The 20,592-nt window shown below is 64.1% G+C and carries 19 protein-coding genes; 8 read left to right on the plus strand and 11 right to left on the minus strand.

The genetic code is table 11. The features are described from left to right. Positions 1 to 26 precede the first annotated feature (26 nt). Genes ACFQU1_RS06530 through ACFQU1_RS06540 form a run of 3 tightly spaced genes read left to right on the plus strand, consistent with a single transcriptional unit; the run spans position 27 to position 2,558 of the window. Positions 27 to 1,256: an alpha-hydroxy acid oxidase gene (locus ACFQU1_RS06530; protein ID WP_378130523.1), complete on the plus strand. Its 1,230-nt coding sequence runs from the start codon at positions 27 to 29 to the stop codon at positions 1,254 to 1,256. Then, on the plus strand, positions 1,253 to 1,690 hold the full coding sequence (locus ACFQU1_RS06535) for a heme-binding protein (protein WP_378130525.1): 438 nt from the start codon (positions 1,253 to 1,255) through the stop codon (positions 1,688 to 1,690). The genes ACFQU1_RS06530 and ACFQU1_RS06535 overlap by 4 nt, the downstream gene beginning before the upstream one ends. A gap of 4 nt (positions 1,691 to 1,694) precedes the next feature. Beyond that, complete coding sequence (locus tag ACFQU1_RS06540; protein ID WP_378130527.1) at positions 1,695 to 2,558, plus strand: DUF1932 domain-containing protein; 864 nt, start codon at positions 1,695 to 1,697, stop codon at positions 2,556 to 2,558. 37 nt (positions 2,559 to 2,595) lie between these two features. Here the strand turns inward: ACFQU1_RS06540 and ACFQU1_RS06545 are convergent, their stop codons facing one another. The 5 genes from ACFQU1_RS06545 to ACFQU1_RS06565 all read right to left on the minus strand — a co-directional run bounded on the left by ACFQU1_RS06545 (position 2,596) and on the right by ACFQU1_RS06565 (position 8,780). Then, a complete protein-coding gene (locus ACFQU1_RS06545; protein ID WP_378130529.1) occupies positions 2,596 to 3,675 on the minus strand; it encodes a M48 family metallopeptidase in 1,080 nt (359 codons plus the stop codon). A gap of 24 nt (positions 3,676 to 3,699) precedes the next feature. Next, positions 3,700 to 4,257, minus strand: a complete 558-nt coding sequence (locus tag ACFQU1_RS06550; protein ID WP_378130531.1) for a LemA family protein — start codon at positions 4,255 to 4,257, stop codon at positions 3,700 to 3,702. A 122-nt stretch (positions 4,258 to 4,379) separates the two neighbouring features. Continuing rightward, complete coding sequence (locus tag ACFQU1_RS06555; protein WP_378130533.1) at positions 4,380 to 6,827, minus strand: AI-2E family transporter; 2,448 nt, start codon at positions 6,825 to 6,827, stop codon at positions 4,380 to 4,382. Positions 6,828 to 7,224: 397 nt separating this feature from the next. Beyond that, a complete protein-coding gene (locus ACFQU1_RS06560) occupies positions 7,225 to 8,250 on the minus strand; it encodes a zinc-binding alcohol dehydrogenase family protein (protein ID WP_378130535.1) in 1,026 nt (341 codons plus the stop codon). 101 nt (positions 8,251 to 8,351) lie between these two features. Beyond that, on the minus strand, positions 8,352 to 8,780 hold the full coding sequence (locus ACFQU1_RS06565) for a cupin domain-containing protein (RefSeq protein ID WP_378130537.1): 429 nt from the start codon (positions 8,778 to 8,780) through the stop codon (positions 8,352 to 8,354). A 564-nt stretch (positions 8,781 to 9,344) separates the two neighbouring features. Between ACFQU1_RS06565 and ACFQU1_RS06570 the strand changes: the two genes are divergently transcribed. Then, positions 9,345 to 10,400: an alpha/beta fold hydrolase gene (locus ACFQU1_RS06570; protein ID WP_378130539.1), complete on the plus strand. Its 1,056-nt coding sequence runs from the start codon at positions 9,345 to 9,347 to the stop codon at positions 10,398 to 10,400. 168 nt (positions 10,401 to 10,568) lie between these two features. Here the strand turns inward: ACFQU1_RS06570 and ACFQU1_RS06575 are convergent, their stop codons facing one another. From ACFQU1_RS06575 to ACFQU1_RS06590, 4 genes are all read right to left on the minus strand, one after another. Then, entirely contained in the window at positions 10,569 to 11,432 is an 864-nt protein-coding gene (locus tag ACFQU1_RS06575) for an oxaloacetate decarboxylase (protein WP_378130541.1), read from the minus strand. A gap of 123 nt (positions 11,433 to 11,555) precedes the next feature. Further along, positions 11,556 to 12,377 carry a transporter substrate-binding domain-containing protein gene (locus ACFQU1_RS06580; protein WP_378130543.1) on the minus strand — a complete coding sequence of 274 codons (822 nt, stop codon included), beginning with the start codon at positions 12,375 to 12,377 and terminating at the stop codon, positions 11,556 to 11,558. A gap of 46 nt (positions 12,378 to 12,423) precedes the next feature. After that, positions 12,424 to 13,074 carry an amino acid ABC transporter permease gene (locus ACFQU1_RS06585; RefSeq protein ID WP_378130545.1) on the minus strand — a complete coding sequence of 217 codons (651 nt, stop codon included), beginning with the start codon at positions 13,072 to 13,074 and terminating at the stop codon, positions 12,424 to 12,426. A gap of 9 nt (positions 13,075 to 13,083) precedes the next feature. Then, positions 13,084 to 13,752: an amino acid ABC transporter permease gene (locus ACFQU1_RS06590; RefSeq protein ID WP_378130547.1), complete on the minus strand. Its 669-nt coding sequence runs from the start codon at positions 13,750 to 13,752 to the stop codon at positions 13,084 to 13,086. 434 nt (positions 13,753 to 14,186) lie between these two features. Here ACFQU1_RS06590 and dctP point away from each other — a divergent pair, with 434 nt between their 5' ends. The 3 genes from dctP to ACFQU1_RS06605 all read left to right on the plus strand — a co-directional run bounded on the left by dctP (position 14,187) and on the right by ACFQU1_RS06605 (position 18,071). Next, entirely contained in the window at positions 14,187 to 15,317 is a 1,131-nt protein-coding gene (dctP, locus tag ACFQU1_RS06595) for a TRAP transporter substrate-binding protein DctP (RefSeq protein ID WP_378130549.1), read from the plus strand. Between the two features lie 213 nt (positions 15,318 to 15,530). Further along, positions 15,531 to 16,688 (plus strand): TRAP transporter small permease subunit, encoded by a 1,158-nt coding sequence (locus ACFQU1_RS06600; RefSeq protein ID WP_378130551.1) that lies wholly within the window; start codon positions 15,531 to 15,533, stop codon positions 16,686 to 16,688. Between the two features lie 12 nt (positions 16,689 to 16,700). Further along, positions 16,701 to 18,071, plus strand: coding sequence for a TRAP transporter large permease subunit (locus ACFQU1_RS06605; protein ID WP_378130553.1), 1,371 nt, complete (start codon positions 16,701 to 16,703; stop codon positions 18,069 to 18,071). 13 nt (positions 18,072 to 18,084) lie between these two features. On the opposite strand, the gene ACFQU1_RS06610 is transcribed toward ACFQU1_RS06605, so the two are convergent. Then, a complete protein-coding gene (locus ACFQU1_RS06610) occupies positions 18,085 to 18,411 on the minus strand; it encodes a c-type cytochrome (RefSeq protein ID WP_378130555.1) in 327 nt (108 codons plus the stop codon). Positions 18,412 to 18,529: 118 nt separating this feature from the next. After that, on the minus strand, positions 18,530 to 19,795 hold the full coding sequence (locus ACFQU1_RS06615; protein WP_378130557.1) for a PQQ-dependent sugar dehydrogenase: 1,266 nt from the start codon (positions 19,793 to 19,795) through the stop codon (positions 18,530 to 18,532). Positions 19,796 to 20,043: 248 nt separating this feature from the next. Here ACFQU1_RS06615 and ACFQU1_RS06620 point away from each other — a divergent pair, with 248 nt between their 5' ends. Continuing rightward, positions 20,044 to 20,403: a glyoxalase gene (locus ACFQU1_RS06620; RefSeq protein WP_378130559.1), complete on the plus strand. Its 360-nt coding sequence runs from the start codon at positions 20,044 to 20,046 to the stop codon at positions 20,401 to 20,403. Positions 20,404 to 20,592 lie beyond the last annotated feature (189 nt).

Raw genomic sequence — 20,592 nt, forward strand, 5'->3', positions numbered from 1 at the left:
GCGGACAGCGCGATGAGAACCGGCCGATGAAGTTCACCGAGGCGCTCAGCATTGCCGATCTGCGCATGCTCGCGAAGCGACGCCTGCCGCGTGTGGTGTTCGAGGTCATCGAATCGGGCACGGAGGACGAATTCGCCCTCCCCCGGAACGAGGCAGCGTTCCGTGACTACCAGCTCTGGCCCCGCTATCTCGTGGACGTGAGCCGTATCGAACGGGGAAAGACGCTGTTCGGCAGGCGCTACGCGGCGCCGTTCGGCATGGCGCCGACAGGATTCGCCGGTCTCTTCCGCAAGGAAGCAGACAGCATGATGGCCTGCGCGGCCGCCGATGCCGATATCCCGTTTATCCTCTCGGGCGCCAGCATCGAGCCGCTCGAGAGGGTCGCGGCTGCGGCTCCCGATCACGTCTGGTGCCATCTCTATCCGGCGCGCGACCGCGCCATCACGACCGACCTCGTCAAACGCGCGGCCGATTGCGGGCGCGAGGTGCTCGTGCTGACGGTCGACAACCCGGTCTATCCCAACCGGGAGCGCGATACCCGTAATCGGTTCGGCAAGCCCGTCTGGCAGCAGAAATGGTCCACACTCATCGAGGCGGCCACGCATTTCGGCTGGGTGACGGAATATCTGCGGCGTGGCGGCTTCCCGCGCATGGAGAACTGGTCGCGCTACGCTCCCCCGGGCGCCTCCGGTCCGGCGGTCGCCGCCTTCTTCCGCTCGCAGAGCCCGAGCATCGTCACCTGGCGTGATCTCGAAACCTTTCGTGCGCTTTGGCCGGGCAAACTCGTTCTGAAGGGGCTGCAGCATTCGGAGGACGCCCGCCGGGCGGCCGAGGCCGGCATCGATGGCATCATCGTCTCCAATCACGGCGGCAAGGCCCACGATCCCCTCCCCGCTCCTCTTCACAGTCTGCCCGGCATCCGGGCAGCGGTCGGCCCCGAGATGCCCGTCATGATCGACAGCGGCATACGCCGCGGGTCGGATATCGTGATCGCCGCCTGTCTTGGAGCCGATTTCAGCTTCGTCGGCCGGCCGATGCTCTATGGCGTCACCGCCGGCGGCACCGACGGGACCCTCAAGGCGATCGACATCCTGAAGCGGGAGATCGACTTGAGCCTCGCCCTGATCGGCTGCCCCGTCTTCGACGATTTGAATGCCGGCTTTCTCTTCAAGCCGGAGGCGCTCAACACGCCGCCGACGCGCGAGGCAGCGCCGGTTTCCCTCAAGGTTCTGACGCAGTCGAGGAACTCGGTATGACGAACGGGTCGCCCGCCTTCTTGATCGACCGGAAAGGACTGACGCTCGCGGCCTGCCAGGCGGCGATGGCGGCCGCACTCGCGGAGGCGCAACGCAACGGGCTCGTCGTGACAGTTGTCATCCTGGATGCCGGCGGTCAGCTGCTGCATCTGACCCGCATGGACGGCATTCACGCCGGCACGGTGGACGTCGCCATCGCCAAGGCGCGCTGCGCCGTCCAGTTCAAGCGCCCGACGAAGGTCTTCGCCGAGGCCTATGCGGGCGGCGCGACCGCACTCACCGCCCTGCCGGGCATGTTGCCCTACGACGGCGGCGTGCCGATCATCGTCGACGGCCATATCGTGGGGGCAATTGGCGCGAGCGGCGCCTCGCCCGAGCAGGACGGCCAAATCGCCGCTGCGGGCGTCAACGCCATCCTCGCTTCAGGAGTCTGAGTCCATGTCAGCGTCCATGCCAGCCAACGCTCTGCCGACTGTCGCAATCGTCTCTCCGGGGCAGATGGGTGCTGCCATCGGCGCCCGCCTCAAGGCCGGCGGCCTCAAGGTGATCACCCCCGCCGGCCGAAGTGCGGCAAGCGAAGCCCGGGCGCGCGCCGCGGGCATCGAGATCGTTCCGGACCGGGAGATCGCCAGGAGCGACTTCATCTTCTCGATCGTGCCGCCGAGCGGCGCTGCGGACACCGCCCGCAGGATCGCCGAGCTCGTCCGGGGCGAGCCCGATCAGCCGCTCTACATCGATTGGAACGCTGTCAGCCCCGAGCGGGCCCACGAGGTGGCCGCCATTGTGGAGGGCGCCGGCGGGCGCTTCGCCGACGGCGGCATCATCGGCCTTCCGCCGGGTGCCGAAGGACCTGGACCGCTCCTCTATGTGAGCGGTGCCGAAGCTCCCGCGCTCGCCGCCCTGGAAGGACGGGGCGTGCGGTTCAAGATCATCGAGGGCCCGATCGGCGCGGCATCGGCGCTCAAGATGGGCTATGCCGGCATCACCAAGGGAACGATCGCCCTCGGCGCGGCCATGCTGCTCGCCGCCTCCCGCGCCGGCTGCGGCGAGGCGCTCGTCGCCGAACTCGCGGCAAGCCAGCCGCAGGTGCTCGCCGGCTTCCGGCGCAGCATTCCCGACATGTTCGGGAAGGCGGAACGTTGGGCACCGGAGCTCCGGGAGATTGCCGCCTTCGTCGGTCACGACCGCGCCGAGGGCGGCGTCTACGACAGCATCGCGGACTTCTATGCCGCCCTCGCCGAGAACATGAAGGGCGAGCGGCAGGAGATCGACACCCTGGACGCATTGCTTCGCGACGGCTGAACGGCACAGCAATCGAAGGTCGCGCCGTCTGTGGACCTCAGGAGGACGCCGGGTGCGGCCCCCAAGGCCCGGGTTGTCCTGCATCGGAGGGCGGATCCCACGGCCCCTGCGGCGTGGTTGGCGCAGGCGTAGGCGCAGGCAGGCGACCGCCAGCATACTGCACCAGCCGATCGACACGCGCCGCGATCGACGGATGCGTGGCGAAGAGATCCGTGAAGCCCGAGCGGGGATTGTCGATGCACATCTCCATGACGCTGGAAGGCGCGCTCGGCAATTCGCCGCGCCCATCGATCTTCAGCAGCGCCGCGATCATCGCGTCCGGGTTCTTGGTCAGCTCGACCGCGCCCGCATCGGCGAGATACTCGCGTGAACGCGACAGGGCGAAGCGGATGACCTGTGAGAGCAGCCAAGCGACCGCCACAAGCGCAAGGGCGATGAGGACGGCGGCGAAAGCGCCGCCGCCGCTTCCGCCGCGGCGACCCTCGGTGGAGTAGCGTCGGCGCGGCGCGCCGAAAGACATGCGCGTGAGCCCTCGGAACACGAACTCCCCGACGAAGGAGACGATGCCGGCCACGACGCCCGCAATGACCATGAGGCGCACGTCGCCGTTGCGAATATGGGTCAGCTCGTGGGCGAGCACCGCCTCCATCTCCGCATCATCGAGCGCCTCGAGGAGCCCGCGGGTGACGGTGACCGAATATTGCTTGTCGTTGAGCCCTGTCGCGAAGGCGTTGAGAACGGGGCTCTCCACGATATAGAGCCGCGGCATGGCAAGGCCGCGCGCGATGCAGAGATTTTCGAGCAGCGTATAGAGCTTTGGCTCTTGCTGGCGCGTCACCGGATGGGCCCCCACGGTCGCAGCAATGAGCGCGCGGTTGAAGTGATAAGCGATGAAGAGCCAGACGAGTGCCCCCGCGGTCGCCCAGGGCGCTGCCGCGATCAGATCGTTCAAGGCCATGCGCAGGAGCACATCGAGCGGCGCATCTCCCGTCAGGGCCTCGGCCAGCAGAGCGCCGGCGAAGACCATCACATAGACGAGCAGGAACAGCCCCACGATGAGGAAGCCGGAGCGGATCCGGTTCGCCCGGATATGCGTATAGAGCCCGAAGGCCTGCATGGCGGCCGCCTTGCCGGCGCGGCGTCAGAACTTGACGCTCGGGGCGACGTCCAGCGTCTGGCGCGCCTCCGCGCCGACGTCGAAGAACTCGCGTGGCTGAAAGCCGAGGGGACCGGCGAAGAGCGCGGCCGGCAGGGCTTGGATGGCGGCATTGTATTCGCTGACCGCATTGTTGAAGAAGCGCCGCGCCGCCGCGAGCTTGTTCTCGACATCCGAGAGGTCGGTCTGGAGCTGCTGAAAATTGGCGCTCGCCTTCAGGTCCGGATAGGCCTCGCTGAGGGCGATCAGCCGGCCTAGCGCGCCCGAGAGCTGCTGCTCGGCAGCAGCCTGCTGCGCCGGCCCCTGCGCGACGAGGGCCTTGTTGCGGGCCTCGACCACGGCGTCGAGCGTCGTCTTCTCGTGTGCCGCATAGCCTTTCACGGTTTCGACGAGATTGGGAATGAGGTCGTGGCGCTGCTTCAGCTGCACGTCGATGTCGGCGAAGGCCTGGTTGACGCGCTGCCGAAGGCTCACGAGCCCGTTATAGGTCGCGATGCCATAGATCACCGCGACGACGATGATTGCGAGTATCACCCATTCCATAGTCGTTCCCGCCTCCGTCCGGACCGTCAAAGCCCGGCTCGTGTTATGTCACCCCGTGCGACGCTCACAAAGTGGTGTTTTTGAACGCGGCGCAAATGGCCGTCCGAGGAAACGCCTCTTCGCTATCGTGATGAACCGCCCGTTCCAACAGCACTGGGAAGAGGGTTCTCGTCCTCCGTCGGCCGGCTTTCGAGATCGGCCATCAGTTCGTCGGCCAGTTCCTGCAGACGTCGACGATCGGGCTCGGGGAACTTCCGCGGTTTGGTGTCGATGACGCAGAGCGCGCCAATCACCAGTCCGGAGGAGGTTCGCAAAGGGGCTCCCGCATAGAAGCGAAGGCCCTTCTCCAGCACGAGCGGATCGTCGGCAAAGCGCGGATCCTTGGTTACGTCCTCGGATACGAGCACCTCATTCGCTGCGATCACGTGGGCGTCGAGCGATTCATGAGACGATTCGCTTCCATCGCCTTGGGCGTCCTGCGAGCCGGGGTCGGCCGGAGGCCGATGGACGAGGTCCACGAGGGAGACGAGGGCGATCGGGGCGTCAAAAACTTGGGAAACCGTTCGGGAAACACTCTCGAATTGCTGCCTCCTGCCCGCCACCAGGCCGAGGTCGTGCAGCGCCTGGGACTGCTCCTGCTCGGTGTCATGAGCAACCGGTGAGATTGTGGCAGGAGATGTCGGCCGCAGGCCCCACGCATCTATCTGGTCGACGCAGGCCTCGAGAGAAGCGAAGACCGCATCGGCCGCCATCTGCGTCGTCAGGTCCTCGGTCTGTCCGCTGCCAGGGGCCAAATTCCAGGCACAGACGACGAGCTTCACGCCGGGCGCCCGGCGGCGCAGGCGACGGCAGATGTAGCGGGCATAGACCTGCGGCTGTGGGTGAAGATAGGACAGGCACACCACCTCCACGCCTTGCAGGTCGAGCTGCCCGAGCGTCCCCTGGCTGACGGCGATCGGCGGCAGGACGCGTGTGCCGACACCCCGTTCCCCCAGCACTTGCGCTACCATCTCGGCCGCCGCGCGATCGACCTCCGTCCGTCCCGCCAGGCAGAGAACCGAGGCCGGCTGCGCCTCTGCGACCGACGATGACGTATCGCCACCTTTGCCCTTGCTCGGCTCCTCGGTCGATCCGGTCTTTTCCCGGACGTGGTCCTCCACTTCCTGGACCACGCAGATCGCCGTCTCGGCCACGAGCCGGCGATAGTTGGTGTCGGTGCTACTGCGCTGACGATCGTTCTCTGCCAGACGAAGCGCGGGAATGGCCACATTGTCGTAAAAGGCGAGCGACGAGTTCTCGTCGACATAATCCTCGGCCAGCTCCACGGCTTCTTCCAGATTGCCGGCCATTAGGCGCTGGTAGAGGCGCTCCTCTGGTGCGAGCACCGGGTCGCTGCCGAGGAGGACGCCCAGGAACTCCAGTTGCGGAACATAACGGCCGATCACGACGAGGCAGACTGTCAGGGGCGTTGCGAGGAAGAGCCCAACGGGGCCCCACAATGACGTCCAGAAGATCGCCGCCATGATGATGGCGAGCGACGACAGGCCCGTGCTGGACCCGTAGAGCCACGGCTCGAAGACGTTGTTGCTGATGAGCTCCGCCACGATGAAGAGGGCCAGAACCCAGAACAGCATGGTCCAGCCGGGATCCACCGCAACCGCGAGCGCAATGGGAAAGAGGGCGGCCAGAAACGGGCCGAGATACGGAACGAACCGCAAGACGGCCGCAAGCAGGCCCCACAGCACCGCGTTGGGCACGCCGATGAAATAGAGCGCAACGCCGATCGGAATGCCGTAGGTCAGGTTTATGACAAGCTGCATCAGCAGGTAGCGGCTGACCCGGGAGGCCGCATCGTTGATCGCCTGCGTGCTCTTCTGCAGATCGCCCGCCCCCACGAGCTTGATGAAGCGGTCGCGCAGATCCTCACGCTCGAGCAGCACGAAGATCACGAAGATGATGACGAGGCCGGCCGTCGCGAGCGGCGCGAGGAGCGGCCCCACGACCGTTTGGATCATCTCCAGCGGGCGGGGTCGCGGAGGCTCCAGCCTGACGGTTAGCGGTTCCTGCGCTGTGCTGCCGCCGAGTGCGGGTCCCGGTGGCGCGGCTGCCGTGCCATCCGGGCTCCCCTCGCCGGAAATCTGCTTGCTGAGATCCTCGATTGTGGTGGTGACTTTATCGACGACGCCGCCGCCCGGTGCAGATTGTTGCAGGGAGCGGATCTTCTGGGCAATGTTGGTCTGGTAGGTCGGCAGATTATTGGCGAGCTGCACGAGCTGGCGACCGACGACGAAGCCGATGCCGCCGATCAGGATGAAAGCGAGCGCGACGGCGATGAGCACCGCCGCGATCCGCGGCAGCTTCAGGCGCCTGAGCCAGTTCACCAGAGGGGTGAGCGCGAAGCTCAGGAGAATGGCCAGCGCGAAGGGGATGAAGATGTCCCGGCCGAAGTACAGCGTCCCGATCGCCAAAACGATGCCGCCGGCGGTCAGTATCGGCGACCTTGTGGGCTGTACGACAGGCGGAGATAGAGCCGGATTGGCCATGGCCACGCTTTCAGCTGGGTTGCTCATGAGAGAACCCGGCGCTTGCCCGTTGGATCCCACTCTTGCCGTAATGTCCGTGCGAAACTGGACGTTAGCGGAAATGCGCCACGCGCTGGGCAAATGCCCCGGCCTGACGAGCGGCCGAGGTCGCATGATGGCGCTCTCGGCGCGACAGATCCGTCGCATGCTGGTCGCGCTCGGTTTGGATCTCAGCGGCCGGCGGCCGCCAGGATGCGGCGCGTCTCGGCAACCGATCGGCGAGTGACGTCAGCGATTCTGGACCGCAGTAACATGCAAGCCGGCCTGAAGCCGGGCGATCACCCCGCTCCAGCTCTAGCCGTCCATGCGCCGTGCACGGGCACGACCTTCTGCGCTCGCACCGGTTGCGCGCGCAGAAGGTGGAGAGCACGCGAGGGCGTGGGCTTCATCTTTGCGTGTCGAAGCCGGCAAGAACGGTCTTGCCGATGGCGCGGCCGCTTTCAAGAAGTGCGTGGGCACGCCGGAGATTGGCTGCCGTGATAGGGCCGAGATCATCGGTCAGCGTCGTCCGCAGAACGCCGGCATCGACGAGGGCCGCCACCTCGGTGAGGATGCGATGCTGCTCGATCATATCCGGCGTCTGGAACATCGGCCGGGTGAACATCAGCTCCCAATGCACTGAAATGCTCTTGCGCTTGAGCGGCACGATGTCGAGCACTTTCGGGTCGTCGATCAGTGCGAGCTTGCCCTGCGGCGCGAGGGCCTCGGCGATGGCCGGCAGATGCGCATCCGTCGCCGTGAGCCCGGCGACATACTCCACCTCCGGAATGCCGATCGCTTTGAGCTCCTCATCGAGCGGCCGGCGATGGTCGATGACGTGGTCGGCGCCCATCTTCTCAACCCAGGCGATGGTTTCCGGTCGGGAGGCTGTAGCGACGACGGTGAGCCCGGTGAGGCGGCGCGCGATCTGCGTCAAGATGGAGCCGACACCGCCGGCCCCGTTGACGATGAGGAGCGTGCCGCCGCCGGTCTTGCGGCCATAAGCCACGCCCAGTCGGTCGAACAGGAGCTCCCATGCCGTCATGGCAGTGAGCGGCAACGCCGCCGCCTCGGCAAAGGAGAGCGAGCGTGGCTTAGGGCCGGCGATGCGCTCGTCGACCAGGTGGAATTCGCTGTTGCTGCCGGGGCGAGTCATCACGCCTGCGTAGAACACCTCGTCGCCGGGCTTGAACAGCGTGACCTCTGCGCCGACCGCCTCGACAACGCCGGCGGCATCGAAGCCGAGGACGCGCGGCGACCCGGCGGGCGGGGCGGCGCGTGCGCGCAGCTTCACGTCGACAGGATTGACGGAAACCGCCTTGACCGCGACGCGCAGATCGCGCGGTCCGGGCTCCGGCATCGGCAGATCGAGCTCGACGAGGGCTTCGTCATCCGTGATGGGCAGCGACTTGTGATAGCCGATCGCTTTCATGACTGAATTCCTTTCCGGGGATCTATCGGGCTTGACGCGGTCGGCTGCGGATCGCGCCGGCTCTAATGGGGTGCGAGGAGAACGTGGAAGGTGCCTCGCGTTCAGGGCTGTCGATTGCGGATGAAGGTCTCGGGTGTGCCGTCTTCTGGATTGGCGAAGATGATGTCCTTCGGATCGCGCCGCGGCGTATCGATCGACAGGAAGACAACTGGCGCTTCCAGAATATCGGGCAGGGCATGCACGGTCCCGCGGGTGAAGAACAGAAGCTGCCCGGGCGCGAAGGTCCTGAGATTGTCGGGGCTCCCCATCCAGAAGGTGCCGCGTCCGGAAACGACATAGAGATATTCGTCGCAGCTGGCGTGATAATGCGCTGGCGTCGGGCGATAGACGCGGAAGACGCGGGCGCTCGCAGCCTCCCCATTGGTTAGATAGGTGTCGAGGAGCAGCGTATCCGCCTGCGGCGGAAAAGACGAAGCGATCTCGTTGATGTCGAACCGGCCGAAATCGGACGTTCTGCTGTTCATCGTCATCGTCGTCTCCAGAGCTATTTCCCGGCTGCCCACCTACGCTCAATTCCGTCCGATTTCCATGGGCCGCCTCCCGCAGGGCGAACATCCTCGTGGGGCATCCACGCGGCCGTGGCCAGCGGGCCCGGCATCGCCATTTGGGCTTTTTCTTACGTCAAGGACGGCCGGCGGGTGCTGCGCAGGCGGGAGGCTCGGCCGGCGCTCTCGATAACCGAAATCGGGCCGATCGGGGAGGAGACGGCGGAGGCTGAACGCCTGCAGACCAGCAGATAATCATTTCATATTATTGTCAATTGTTGACAATGGAAATACTCACCGTCAAGGTTTCGCCCAGCCGGCCGGCTGCCGCCGGCGACGGCAGGATGATCTCGCGCGCAACAAGATGCCGGCTCCGCGCAGATCGTGGTCAACAAGAATTGATTGGGAGATGGAACGATGATCTCTAAGCGCTCAAGGACCGATGAACAGCCTGAGAAACACGCGGTCGATCCCCCTCGGCCGAGATCCGGACGAGGGGCCGGACTAAAACGCTGGGGCCGATCTGCACTGGCGCTCGGGGCTATTCTCATGAGCGGCGCGGCCTTGGCGCAGAGTGGCACCTCCTCCGGCCCAGCCACCGCGGATTCTCCGCCGATCGTTCTGTCGCGAATGGGCGCCTTTACGTTCGGCGGATCGGTGATCAGCGACGACAAAGGCAACAGCCTGCATTGCGGCCATGGCTATGCCCAGTTCCAAATTCCGGTTCAGGCCCGGCAATATCCACTCGTGTTCTGGCACAGTGCCAGCACGGTAACTTGGGAATCCTCACCGGACGGACGAGATGGCTTTCAAAGCATATTTCTGCGCCGCAATTTTCCCGTTTACCTGATCGACCTTCCCGGCCAGGGCCGCGCCGCCAATGGTTGCGAGGAGCTTCTCTACAAGCCGAGCAAAGGATTAGATCAATATACTTTCGACGGGTGGCGGTTCGGTACGTGGAATCCGCCGGATCCGCCGAAGTTCAATCCGGGCGTCCAAGTTCCGGCCGATAACAAGGAGTGGCTGAACCAGGTTTTGCGCGCGAGATACCCCGAAAGCGAAGGTGACGACGCAAATGCGCGCAATGCCAAAGCGGTCAACGCCCTTCTGGACAAGATCGGCGATTCGGTACTCGTCACCCATTCCGGTAGCGGCGTGATGGGCTTCTATACGGCAACCCAGGGAGCCCATATCAAGGCGATCGAGGCGTTCGAGCCCTCCGCCTTCGTCTTCCCGGCCGGTCAGCGGCCCGAGCCGATCATCACCGGGTTCAACAATAAGCCCCAAGATCCCGGACTTGAAGTCAGCGCAGAGGAATTTGCGAAACTCAAGAACGTGAAGATCCAGATGATCTTCGCAGACTATATTCCGAGCGAGTCGGTGAAGGTCCGAGGACCGGAGCGCCGCCGGATCAGCCTTGCTTACGCGAGAAAATTCGCGGAGCTGGTGAATGGGATCGGGGGAGATGCGGAGATCGTCTATCTGCCGGATCTCGGCATCAAGGGGAATACCCATCTCCTCATGCTGGATCTCAACAATGTCCAGATTGCCGATGTCGTCTCTAAATTTCTCGCCGACAAGGCACTCGACGGTCCGAGACCTTGATTGACAACCTGATCGGACTATCGAAAGCCTCTGGATCATCGCCGTACGGCGACGATCTCGCAGCGCTGCCTAGAGTTTGGTGTCTTCGCAGATAGTGAGAGGGGCGCCTTTTGGGGCGCCCTCTCGTCCATCGAAACAGTGTGGTTGCCGCCGGTTGCTTCGCCGGCGTCAACCGCCGATGACGAAGGGCCGGGCCGCCGCCTCGTAATCGGCGTAGCCGAGCACGGCCCGAAGCTCGCTCGGCTCGAGCGCCGTGTCCGCTTCAGGCCGGTCTGCCGCGAGCGCGGCAAGCCCGGCTTGTATCCCCGCGGCGACCGGCGAGATCAGCGCCGTCGGATAGGTGCCGATCTTGAGGCCGAGCTCCTTCGCCCGCACCTGCGAGGGCGTCTCACGCGGCCCACCGGGCGAGAGCACGGCAAAGGACGGCCGGCCTTGGGCGGCCGCCACCGCGCGCTTGATCTCGGCCTCGTCCGCCGGCGAGTCGAGAAACAGGATATCGGCCCCCTCTTCCACATACATCTCGATGCGCGCGAGCGCCTCCTCGATGCCGAGCGTCGGCCGGCAATCGGTGCGGGCCATCACCAGGATGCCCGAATCCTTGGCCGCCTGAACCGCTGCGCGGATCTTCATCCGTGCTTCGTCGCGCGACAGGCAGGGCTTGCCGTTCGCCGTCAGCGCGCGCGGCGTCACCTTATCCTCGATCAGGATCGCGGCGGCGCCGACCCGGCCATAGGCGCGGACGGTGCGCTGCACATTCATGGCATTGCCGTAGCCATGGTCGCCGTCGGCCAACAACAAGGTCTCGGGCGCTGCGCCGCGCACCATCTGCAAGGAATCGAGCATCTCCGGAAAGGAGATCAGGTCGAGATCGGGCCCGCCGAGCCGCGAGGCCGCCACACAGGAGCCGGACAGGAAAGCGGTACGAAAGCCTGCCTTTGCGGCAAGCTTGGCGCTCAGCCCGTCCCATACCGCCGGCATGACGACGAAATCCGGCTCGGCCAGCAATGCACGCAATTGATCGGGAGGTGACATTCAAGTCTCCATGGTGAGGATATGCGGCCGAGGAAAGCCAAGTGCGAGCATCGGCCGAACTTGCCGCAAGTCTGCGCGAGTGGCGCCACGCATTTACGCGCGGAGAGCCCGCTGGGGCGATGCTTAGAGTTGCGGCATGGGCGGCAGCTTGGTGAGCGGCGTGCCGAACCAGCGCTGATTGATGGCGCTCAGTTCCCCGTTCTTCTCGATCTCGGCGATGAAGCTATTGGCATATTGCTGCAGAGCGGTGTCGGATTTGCGAAAGGCCATGCCGTTGGCCTGCTCGCGCAACGTCAGCTTCGGCTCCATCTGCAGCTGCGGATAGTCCTTGTTGAGCTGGGCGAGAATGGTGTTGCTGGCGCCGATCGCCTGTACTTGACCGGAGATAAGCGCCTGCAGCGCGGTGGCGTCGTCGTCGAAGCGCTTCAGCTCGGTGCCTGGGGGCGCGATTGCGCTGATGGCGGTGTCCTGCGTGGAGGCGCGCGCCACGCTGATCGAGACGGACTTCAGATCCTCCGGCGTCTTGATGCTGAGGCTCTTGGGCGCCAGCACATAGATCGTCAGCGCGCTATAGGGATTGGAGAACAGCACCTGCTTGGCACGCTCGGCCGTTATGCCGAAGGTGGCGATGAGGACGTCGATCTTGTTCGTCAGCAGATACGGAATGCGGTTCGGCCCCGTCACGGGAACGAGTTCGAGCTCCACGCCGAGCGACTTCGCCAGCAGCTTCGCCACATCGACGTCATAGCCGGCCGGCTGCTGCTGGGCGTCGGTTCCGCCGAAGGGCGGATAATCGGTCAAAACGCCCACCATGAGCTTGCCGCGCGCCTTGATCTCCTCCGGCGTGGCCGCGCTCGCGGGGGCGATTCCCAGGCTTGCGGCGACGATGCCGGCGAAAGCCAGTGCGCCGAGACTCCGGCGGCAAATGGACTTGAACAGGGACATTGGGCGTTCTCCTCTCCGTTTGAAAGTCGGCGATTGGCCGCCGCAATCAGCGGGCGGCGACGAGCAGCTTGCGCTCCATCCTCTTGCTATAGGCCGAAAGTGGTCGGCACAGCAGATAATAGATGAGCGCGACAAGTGCGAAGATGGTGAAAGGCCGGAAGGTCGCGTTGTTGATCACCTGGGCGGCCCGGGTCAGCTCGACGAATCCAATGATGGACGCGAGCGAGGTGCCTTTGATGAGCTGGACGAGGAAGCCGATCGTCGGCGGAATGGCGACCCGCACCGCCTGCGGCACGATGATCAGCATCATTTTCGGGCCATAGCGCAGCCCGAGCGACGTTCCCGCTTCCCATTGCCCCCTTGGCACGACCTCGATCGCGCCACGCCAGATCTCGCCGAGAAAGGCGCTGGCGTGAAGTGACAGGCCGAGCGCCGCCGCGCTCCAGGGGTCGACTGACCAGCCGAACAGCCCCGGCACGAAGAAGGCGAGGAAGAGCTGCATGAGCAGCGGCGTGCCCTGGAAGACCCTGATATAGCCATTGGCGGCGAGCCTGAGCCATTTGAACTCGCCGGTGCGCGCAAGCGCCACCAGGATGCCGCCCACCGCCCCGCCGAGGAAGGCGACGAGCGACAACAGCAAAGTCCAGCGCACCGCGGCGATGATGAAGATGATGTCGCTCAGACCGAGTTCGCGCATCGGCTTCCCCTACCGGGCTGGAACGCGCAGGAACCTGCGCTCGATGGCCGCGAACACAGTCCAGAAAAAGACCGACATGCCGAAATACATGCAAGTGACCACGAAATAGACCTCGAAGCTCCGGAAGGTCCGCGACTGGATATCGCCCGCGACTGCCGTCAATTCCGTCGCCGCGATCGCCGAGCAGACGCTGGTGTTCAGCATCAGCAGGATGAACTGGCTGGTGAGGGAGGGATAGACCGCCTGGATTGCCGGCTTCAGGATGATGTGGCGGAAGATCTGCAGTGGTCGCAAGCCGAGCGACTTGCCGGCCTCGACCTGCCCCGTCTGGATGCTCTCGATGCCGGCGCGGATGATCTCGATGCCATAGGCGCCGACATTGACGACGAGCGCCAGGAGCGCCGCCGCATTGGACGAGAGCCGCAGGCCGAAGGAGGGCAAGCCAAAGAAGATCACGAAGATCTGGATGAGGAAGGGCGTATTGCGAATCAGCTCGATATATTCGTCGATGAGCCAGCGCAGCGGCTTGGGACCGGAGGTCTTGCCGAGCGCACCGGCCACCGAGACGACCATGCCGATCGCCATGGCCAGGCCCGAGAGAACGAGCGAATTGATGAGACCCTGCAACAGTTCCGGCCATGCCGCGAAGACGGCGGCGAAGTCGAATTCATAGCTCATCGACATCCCCCGTCCGGGAGCCCGGGTCTGCGGCCACTCGATTCCTCCCCGCCGTTACGGCTCGTTATCGTCGCGCTGTGCCTGGAAGGCGTCGGGATGCCGCCGTCGGCATTGGCCCCTCTCCCCGGCCGAGGCGAAACTGCCACCGATTAGGTGGAGAACGCAACGTGCGACCTGGTAGCCGCACCTTCGTGATCAGGTCCTTTGGGGTTCCCGTCCGGGTCTCCGAGATGAGGATGCCGTAGGCTCAGGCCGCACGATCAGCACGACGCGGCTTTGACGGTGCATGCACCGCGGCGGTTCGCGGGCGACAATGCCGGCAGCTGTACCGGCTACGCCCAAGGGCGAATTGCGCCGGGTAGTTACATCTGAAATTATCCCTCTCAAAGGACGGACTTCGCGTAACGGAGCCGCACAGATCGGAGGAGGACGACATGTCTCGCATGGACCGAACCGGCGAGGCGCCCGGGAGGCGCCGCTTTCTGAAGACGATGGGCACGGTGGCTGTGGCCGGAGGGGCAGCGGCGGTTTCCGCCCCCTTCATTTCCAATCCGGCCAAGGCACAGACGGCGGTCTGGAAGGTGCAGACCTCCTGGCCGGCGGGCGTCGGCCTCGCCACCTTTAAGGATTGGGCGAACAGCATCAAGGAGAAGACCGGCGGCGAACTCGAATTCAGGCCTTTCGCCGCCAAGGAGGTTGTCGGCGACTTCGAACTGCTCGACGGCGTCCGCAACGGCGTTCTCGAGGCGATGAACTCGTTCACGCTCTACTGGGCCGGCAAGCTGCCGGCCACCGCCTTTCTCAGTTCCTATACGCTGGGGCTGCGCTATCCCCACGAGTGGGATGTGTTCTTCTACAGCAAGGATGGGCTGAGGATGGCCCGCGAAATCTTTGCCAAACAGGGCCTCTATTACGTCGGGCGCATCCACCACGGCCCCAATATCATCCATTCCAAGACACCCATTCGGTCGATCGACGATTTCAGGGACCTGAAGCTGCGCGTGCCGGGCGGCATGATCGCCGAGACCTTCGCCGCGGCCGGGGCCAAGACCACGCTGCTGCCCGGCGGCGAGGTGTTCTCGGCGCTGGAGAAAGGCACGATCGATGCCGCTGACTATACCGGGCCGGCAGTGAACTGGGACCTCGGCTTCCAGCAGGTGACGAAATTCATCTCCATGGGGCCACGCGGCCTCGAATCCATCTATCAGCCTGTCGACTTGATGGATTTCGTCGTCAACATGAACAATTGGAACGCCGTTTCCCCGAAGATGCAGCGCTTCCTGGTCGACGAGGTGGAGGTTTATTCGGCCCTCCATCATGCAGCGGTGCAGAAGGCGGACATGGAGGCCTGGCCGAAATTCCAGCAGGCCGGCATCGAGGTGAACCGCCTCGGCGAGGAAGACATCGAGCGCTTCACCGACATCGCCGTGCCGATCTGGTTCAAATGGGCCAACAAGGACAAGGATGCCGCGCGGCTGTTCCAGGCGCAGCTCGACATCATGCTGAGCCCGAGCTTCGGCTATGTCACGCAGGACATGATCAAAGACCAGAAGCTCGAACTTTGAAGGCGAGGCCCCGGCGCACGGGGTGATCCGATTGACTTCGTGGGGCGGATTTGACGTCAAGTTCGCCCCACGGAGGCGTTTTCGAGCGAATTGCCCCCGGTTCGCGCTTGGAAACACGATAATCAAGGATGAGCAGCTTCTTTCGCGACCCGACGAACGAAGAAGCTGTAGAGGCGCCCTTCTCTTCGACATTTCCGATCAAGCAGCTCCCCCATGCCAAGCCTCACCTTCATCTTGCCCCACTGGCTCTATTGGTCGGGCCTCGTCATCTTCCCGCTGATCGCGATCTATTTCGTCAGGCGCGAGCGCCGCCGCGGCCCTGGTGCTGGCATCAATTTGCCGCTCGCTTACCTCTTCTGGCTGATGGCCGGTTTCCTCGGCTTGCACCGGTTCTATCTGCGCAATCCCTGGGGCCTCCTGTTCATCCCCGTCTTCGGCTTCATCCTTTGGACCAACGACACGATCCGGACCGTCCGCGAAGATGTGTCGCGCACGCGCCAGCAGCACGAACTCGCGTTGCGCGCCGTTCAGCGCGCCGATGTCCGCGTGCAAAGCAATCGCCCGGGGAGTGCCGATGCCCTGAGCCGGGCCCGCGACACGGAGCAGAGAACGAGGACGGACTACGAGAGCGCTCAGGCGGACATGAGCCACCGCCAGCGGCTGTCATTGGCCGGCGCCACAGCGATGGCCATCCTCTTGCTGATCGATGCCGCGCTCTTGCCGAGCCTGGTGCGCAGCGCGCGCCAACGTGAGGGAGCGCGACCGGCGGAGATCACGCCGGTGCCCGAGGTGCCGATGGCCGGCACCGCCGAGGCGACCTCCGCCCGGGTGCGCACGCCGATCACGGATATTCTGGACCGCATCAGCACGGCGGCGGGCGTCTATGTCGCCTATTGGTCGGTGATCGCCGTCTTCTTCTACTATTACGAAGTCCTCGGCCGCTATGTCTTCAACTCACCGACGAACTGGGTGCATGAGAGCATGTTCCTGATGTTCGGCATGCAATATCTCTATTCCGGCGCCTATGCCTATCGCGACGATGCGCATGTCCGGGTCGACGTCTTCTATGTCAAGCTCAGCCCGCGCGGCCGAGCCCTCATGGACATCTTCACCTCCGTCTTCTTCTTCATTTTTGCGATTACGTTATTCGTGACAGGCCTTCGCTTCGCGCTCGATTCCATCAATCTCAACGAGCACTCCTTCACCGAATGGGGGGTGCATTATTGGCCCATCAAATTGTCCATTCCCATCGGCGCCCTGCTGATGATCCTGCAGGGCCTGTCGAAGCTCATCAAGGACATCGTCTTCGTCGCGCGCGGTGCCCCGCCCACGGTGGCGGCTGGACCAGCCAGCACACATTTCGGAGCCTGAGGGGGGCGCGCGATGGGTTTGGACATCAGCATCGAGTGGCTTTCCGTTCTCCTGTTCGGCTCGCTCGCCCTGCTGCTGGCGCTTGGTCTGCCCATGGCCTTCTGCACCGGCAGCCTTGCGCTCATCTTTCTTTATGTGTTCGGCACGCCCGAAATTCTCAACATGATGCCGAACCGCATCTTTCCGTTCATGACCGACTACCAGCTGTCGGCGGTGCCTCTCTTCATCTTCATGGCGGCGATCCTGGAGAAGGCAGGCATCATCGAAGAGCTGTTCGACGTCATCTATAAATGGCTCGGCGGCCTCAAAGGGGGCCTTGCTTCCGCCACCGTCATCGCCTGCACGGCGCTCGCCGCCATGGTCGGCGTCGTCGGCGCGACGGAAGTGACCATGGGCATGATCGCCCTGCCCGCCATGCTCAAGCGGCACTATGACCCCTACATCGCCTGCGGGGCGCTGCTCGCCGGCGGCACGCTCGGCATCCTCATCCCGCCCTCCGTCATGGCCATCGTCTATGCCGTCGTCGCCCAGCAATCGCTGGGTGAGCTCCTCATCGGCTCGGTCTTTCCCGGCTTTCTGCTTTCGGGTCTCTATATCGCCTATATCACCATCCTGTCCTATATCGATCCGAAGCGCGGCCCGGCCCTCCCGCCCGAGGAACGGCTGACGCTCGGCGAGAAGCTCCGCCTCGCGCGCAAGATGATCACGCCCATCCTGCTCATCGTGCTCGTCCTGGGCGTGATCTTTCTCGGTATCGCGACGCCCGTGGAGGCGGCCGGCATCGGCACCTTCGGCGCCCTCTTCGTCGGTGCGTTGCATCGCCGGCTCAACTGGATCAATGTGAGCGACGCTGCCATGGCGACGCTCAAGGCGACCGCCATGGTGATGTGGATCTTCTTCGGCGCGACGATGTTCGTCGGCTTCTTCATCATCAAGGGCGGGCAGACCTTCGTAGCCGAACAGATACTCGGCACCGGTCTGCCGCCTTATGGCATTCTGGTCATGATGATGGCGATCCTCATCATCCTCGGCATGTTCCTCGATTGGGTCGGCATTCTATTGCTGACCGTGCCCATCTTCCTGCCGATCATGACGAGCCTTACCTTCGACGGCGTCTTCGGCCTGCCCGGCATTCCACAGTCCGATATCGCCCTGTGGTATGGCGTCATCTTCATGATCAATATGCAGATGGCCTTCTTGAGCCCACCCTTCGGCTATTCCTTGTTTTACTTGAAAAGCGTGGCGCCGCCGCAGATCACCATGGCCATCATTTTCCGCTCGGCACTGCCCTTCCTGTTCCTGCAGGCGCTCGGCCTCGCGCTCTGCATCATCTTCCCACAGATCATCTTATGGCTGCCGCGCACGCTTTACGGCGGCAGCTGAACCAAGTGGCCGTCTACTGCGGGGGAATGACCTCGACCTCGATGGAGGCATAAAAGGCGGCCAGGTCGTCGATATCCTGGTCGCTCAGGTCCTTGGTGACAATCGTCATCATCTCGTTCTTGCGCTCGCCGGATCGATATTCGCGCAGGGCCTTGGCGAGATAGTTCTCGATCTGACCGGCGAGGTTCGGTGCCTCCGGGTGCTTCGACAGGCCGTCGAGGCCATGGCAGGCTTGGCAGGTGGTCGCCTTCTGCCGCCCGGCCTGGGCGTCGGCGGCCTCAGCCGGCCCCGCCGCAAGAACACACATACCGACGACGAGCGATAATAGCTTTGAGATCATGCCGCCCCCCATATCTGCCGCCGCGAGCCGAAAGGATAGAGGCATCGCGAGGACGAAGCGACGTCACGGAACCGATAGTCCGCCGGCTCCGTGACGCAGCATGAGCATCGCATGCCCGTCAGTCCCGTCCCTCATAGGAGACGCGGTAGATCGCGCCTGCGGTATCATCGGACACGAGCAGCGAGCCGTCAGGCAGGGTCGTCACGTCGACAGGTCGCCCAAGATATTCTCCGTTCTCGGTCAGCCATCCCTCGGCAAAGACTTCCGTCTTGTCGACCGTTCCGTCAGGCTTGAGCGACGTGAACATGATGCGGGCGCCGATCGGCTTCGTGCGGTTCCAGGAACCATGCTGCGCCGAGAAGATGCCGCCGCGGTAGCGCTCCGGGAACATGGTGCCGTTATAAAAGGTCATGCCGAGGTCGGCGGCATGGGGATCCATTTCCACCTGGGGCGGCACGACGCCTTCCGGCACGGGATCGGCCTGGTATTCCGTGGTACGGACCGAACCGCCGCCGTACCAAGGGAAGCCGAAGTTCTGACCGGCCTCGGCGGCGCGGTTGAGCTCGCCCGGCGGCCGGTCGTCGCCCATCCCGTCGACCTGGTTATCGGTGAACCAGAGCGTCCCGTCCTTGGTGTTGAAGTCCATTCCGACCGAATTGCGGATGCCGGTGGCGAAAACTTCGCGGTTCTTGCCGTCCTGGTCGATGCGGATGATGCCGCCGATTCCGGTCTTGGCATAGAGGTCCGCCTTCTCCTTCGGCGGCACGTTGAAGGGCTGGCCGAGGGTGATGTAGAGCTTGCCGTCCGGGCCGACGCGGCAGACGCGGGCCGTGTGGTTGTAGCTCTCTTCAGTGGGCGGGATCAGATCGCCCTGTTTTATGACGAGGAAGGCCGCCACATCCGGTCCCTCGTAGAAGAATTCGGCGGCCGGGAAGACAAGCAGGCGGTTCTGCTCGGCAACATAGAGCATGCCGTCGCGCGAGAAGCAGACGCCGTTGGGAATTTTCAAGTCCACGGAGGGCGCGAATTCCTTCACCTCGTCGGCGACGCGGTCTTTGTCGCGGTCCGTGACGGCATAGACCTTGGATTTACGTGTGCCGGCAAAGACCACCCCCGTCGAGGGCCCGACAGCCATGTGCCGGGCGTCCGGCACGACCGCATAAAGCTCGATTGTGAAGCCCGACGGCAGCTTGACGCGTTCGAGATTCTTCTTGAGCGCATCGACGCGACGGCCCGTCTGCGGGACCAGGGGCGGCTCGACCGTACCCGTCTGGCGAAATTCCGAGAGCTTGTCGAGATTGCCGGCCTTGGGAGCCGGTGTAGGCTGGGCGAGAGCGGTTCCCGCCAGCGCGACGGTCGATGCGGCAAAAAGCAACCAGCGCATGGTGACCTCCCTATGATCGATCGGGCTTATGCTATGCCTTCCCGACCATCATGCGCCCGTGCCCGAACCGCTGCAATTATCCTCTTGGATAGACCGGCGACGCGCATCGGCCTGTGGTCGGGTAAGCCCGCTCATAAGGGCGCTGGATCAGCCGGTGCGCCAAAGCTCGACCGGAAGCCGTCGAGGGCTGTTCCTTGTGGAACCGGCCTTCCTTCCCTACCCTCGCGGCGATCCCTCGGGAGGCTCACGTGGACCAGAGATTGACGGCCATCCTGCCCACCAACGACTTGGACGCTGCGCAGGCGTTCTTCGAACGTCTCGATTTCAAACGCGACGAAGGCAGTCCCGACGATTACCGGATGATGTCGGACGGACGCGGTGGCTTCGTCCACCTTGCACCAGCAGTGGAAGGCTGGCTGGAGGCAGGACGCAATCCCTTCGGCCTTTATCTTTATCGGCCTGATGTCGATGAGCTGGCCGCCCGATTTGCGGGCGAGATCATCGAGAAGGAGGGTCCAAGTGAAAAGCCTTGGGGGATGTATGAGTTCGCGCTCAACGGCCCCGACGATGTTCTCGTGAGAATTGGCTGGCCGACACGTCTGAGATAGACGCACGAAATCCTCGAACATCCGCTCCCGGGGTCGTCTCGTCTGTCCTCGGCATCAGTGCCGGTTGCTTTGAGCGATCGCCCGAGCGGCGCGCCGGCCTTCGAGCACAGCGCCGCATGGCCAAGCTTGGCCACCGAATAGCCGAGGTCGGAGACACTCACGCCTTCCGTCATGCAGCTGTCATCGAAA

The sequence above is a fragment of the Chelatococcus sp. GCM10030263 genome, assembly GCF_042666455.1.
Taxonomy (GTDB): Bacteria; Pseudomonadota; Alphaproteobacteria; order Rhizobiales; family Beijerinckiaceae; genus Chelatococcus.

What these genes read in the sequence shown, in the direction of transcription:
- ACFQU1_RS06610 (WP_378130555.1), bottom strand. Translation starts at nt 18,411, where the DNA reads ATGATCTCAAAGCTATTATCGCTCGTCGTCGGTATGTGTGTTCTTGCG.
- ACFQU1_RS06585 (WP_378130545.1), bottom strand. Translation starts at nt 13,074, where the DNA reads ATGCGCGAACTCGGTCTGAGCGACATCATCTTCATCATCGCCGCGGTG.
- ACFQU1_RS06590 (WP_378130547.1), bottom strand. Translation starts at nt 13,752, where the DNA reads ATGAGCTATGAATTCGACTTCGCCGCCGTCTTCGCGGCATGGCCGGAA.
- ACFQU1_RS06560 (WP_378130535.1), bottom strand. Translation starts at nt 8,250, where the DNA reads ATGAAAGCGATCGGCTATCACAAGTCGCTGCCCATCACGGATGACGAA.
- ACFQU1_RS06580 (WP_378130543.1), bottom strand. Translation starts at nt 12,377, where the DNA reads ATGTCCCTGTTCAAGTCCATTTGCCGCCGGAGTCTCGGCGCACTGGCT.
- ACFQU1_RS06575 (WP_378130541.1), bottom strand. Translation starts at nt 11,432, where the DNA reads ATGTCACCTCCCGATCAATTGCGTGCATTGCTGGCCGAGCCGGATTTC.
- ACFQU1_RS06565 (WP_378130537.1), bottom strand. Translation starts at nt 8,780, where the DNA reads ATGACGATGAACAGCAGAACGTCCGATTTCGGCCGGTTCGACATCAAC.
- ACFQU1_RS06550 (WP_378130531.1), bottom strand. Translation starts at nt 4,257, where the DNA reads ATGGAATGGGTGATACTCGCAATCATCGTCGTCGCGGTGATCTATGGC.
- ACFQU1_RS06555 (WP_378130533.1), bottom strand. Translation starts at nt 6,827, where the DNA reads ATGAGCAACCCAGCTGAAAGCGTGGCCATGGCCAATCCGGCTCTATCT.
- ACFQU1_RS06530 (WP_378130523.1), top strand. Translation starts at nt 27, where the DNA reads ATGAAGTTCACCGAGGCGCTCAGCATTGCCGATCTGCGCATGCTCGCG.
- ACFQU1_RS06545 (WP_378130529.1), bottom strand. Translation starts at nt 3,675, where the DNA reads ATGCAGGCCTTCGGGCTCTATACGCATATCCGGGCGAACCGGATCCGC.
- ACFQU1_RS06600 (WP_378130551.1), top strand. Translation starts at nt 15,531, where the DNA reads ATGCCAAGCCTCACCTTCATCTTGCCCCACTGGCTCTATTGGTCGGGC.
- dctP (WP_378130549.1), top strand. Translation starts at nt 14,187, where the DNA reads ATGTCTCGCATGGACCGAACCGGCGAGGCGCCCGGGAGGCGCCGCTTT.
- ACFQU1_RS06605 (WP_378130553.1), top strand. Translation starts at nt 16,701, where the DNA reads ATGGGTTTGGACATCAGCATCGAGTGGCTTTCCGTTCTCCTGTTCGGC.
- ACFQU1_RS06615 (WP_378130557.1), bottom strand. Translation starts at nt 19,795, where the DNA reads ATGCGCTGGTTGCTTTTTGCCGCATCGACCGTCGCGCTGGCGGGAACC.
- ACFQU1_RS06540 (WP_378130527.1), top strand. Translation starts at nt 1,695, where the DNA reads ATGTCAGCGTCCATGCCAGCCAACGCTCTGCCGACTGTCGCAATCGTC.
- ACFQU1_RS06570 (WP_378130539.1), top strand. Translation starts at nt 9,345, where the DNA reads ATGAGCGGCGCGGCCTTGGCGCAGAGTGGCACCTCCTCCGGCCCAGCC.
- ACFQU1_RS06535 (WP_378130525.1), top strand. Translation starts at nt 1,253, where the DNA reads ATGACGAACGGGTCGCCCGCCTTCTTGATCGACCGGAAAGGACTGACG.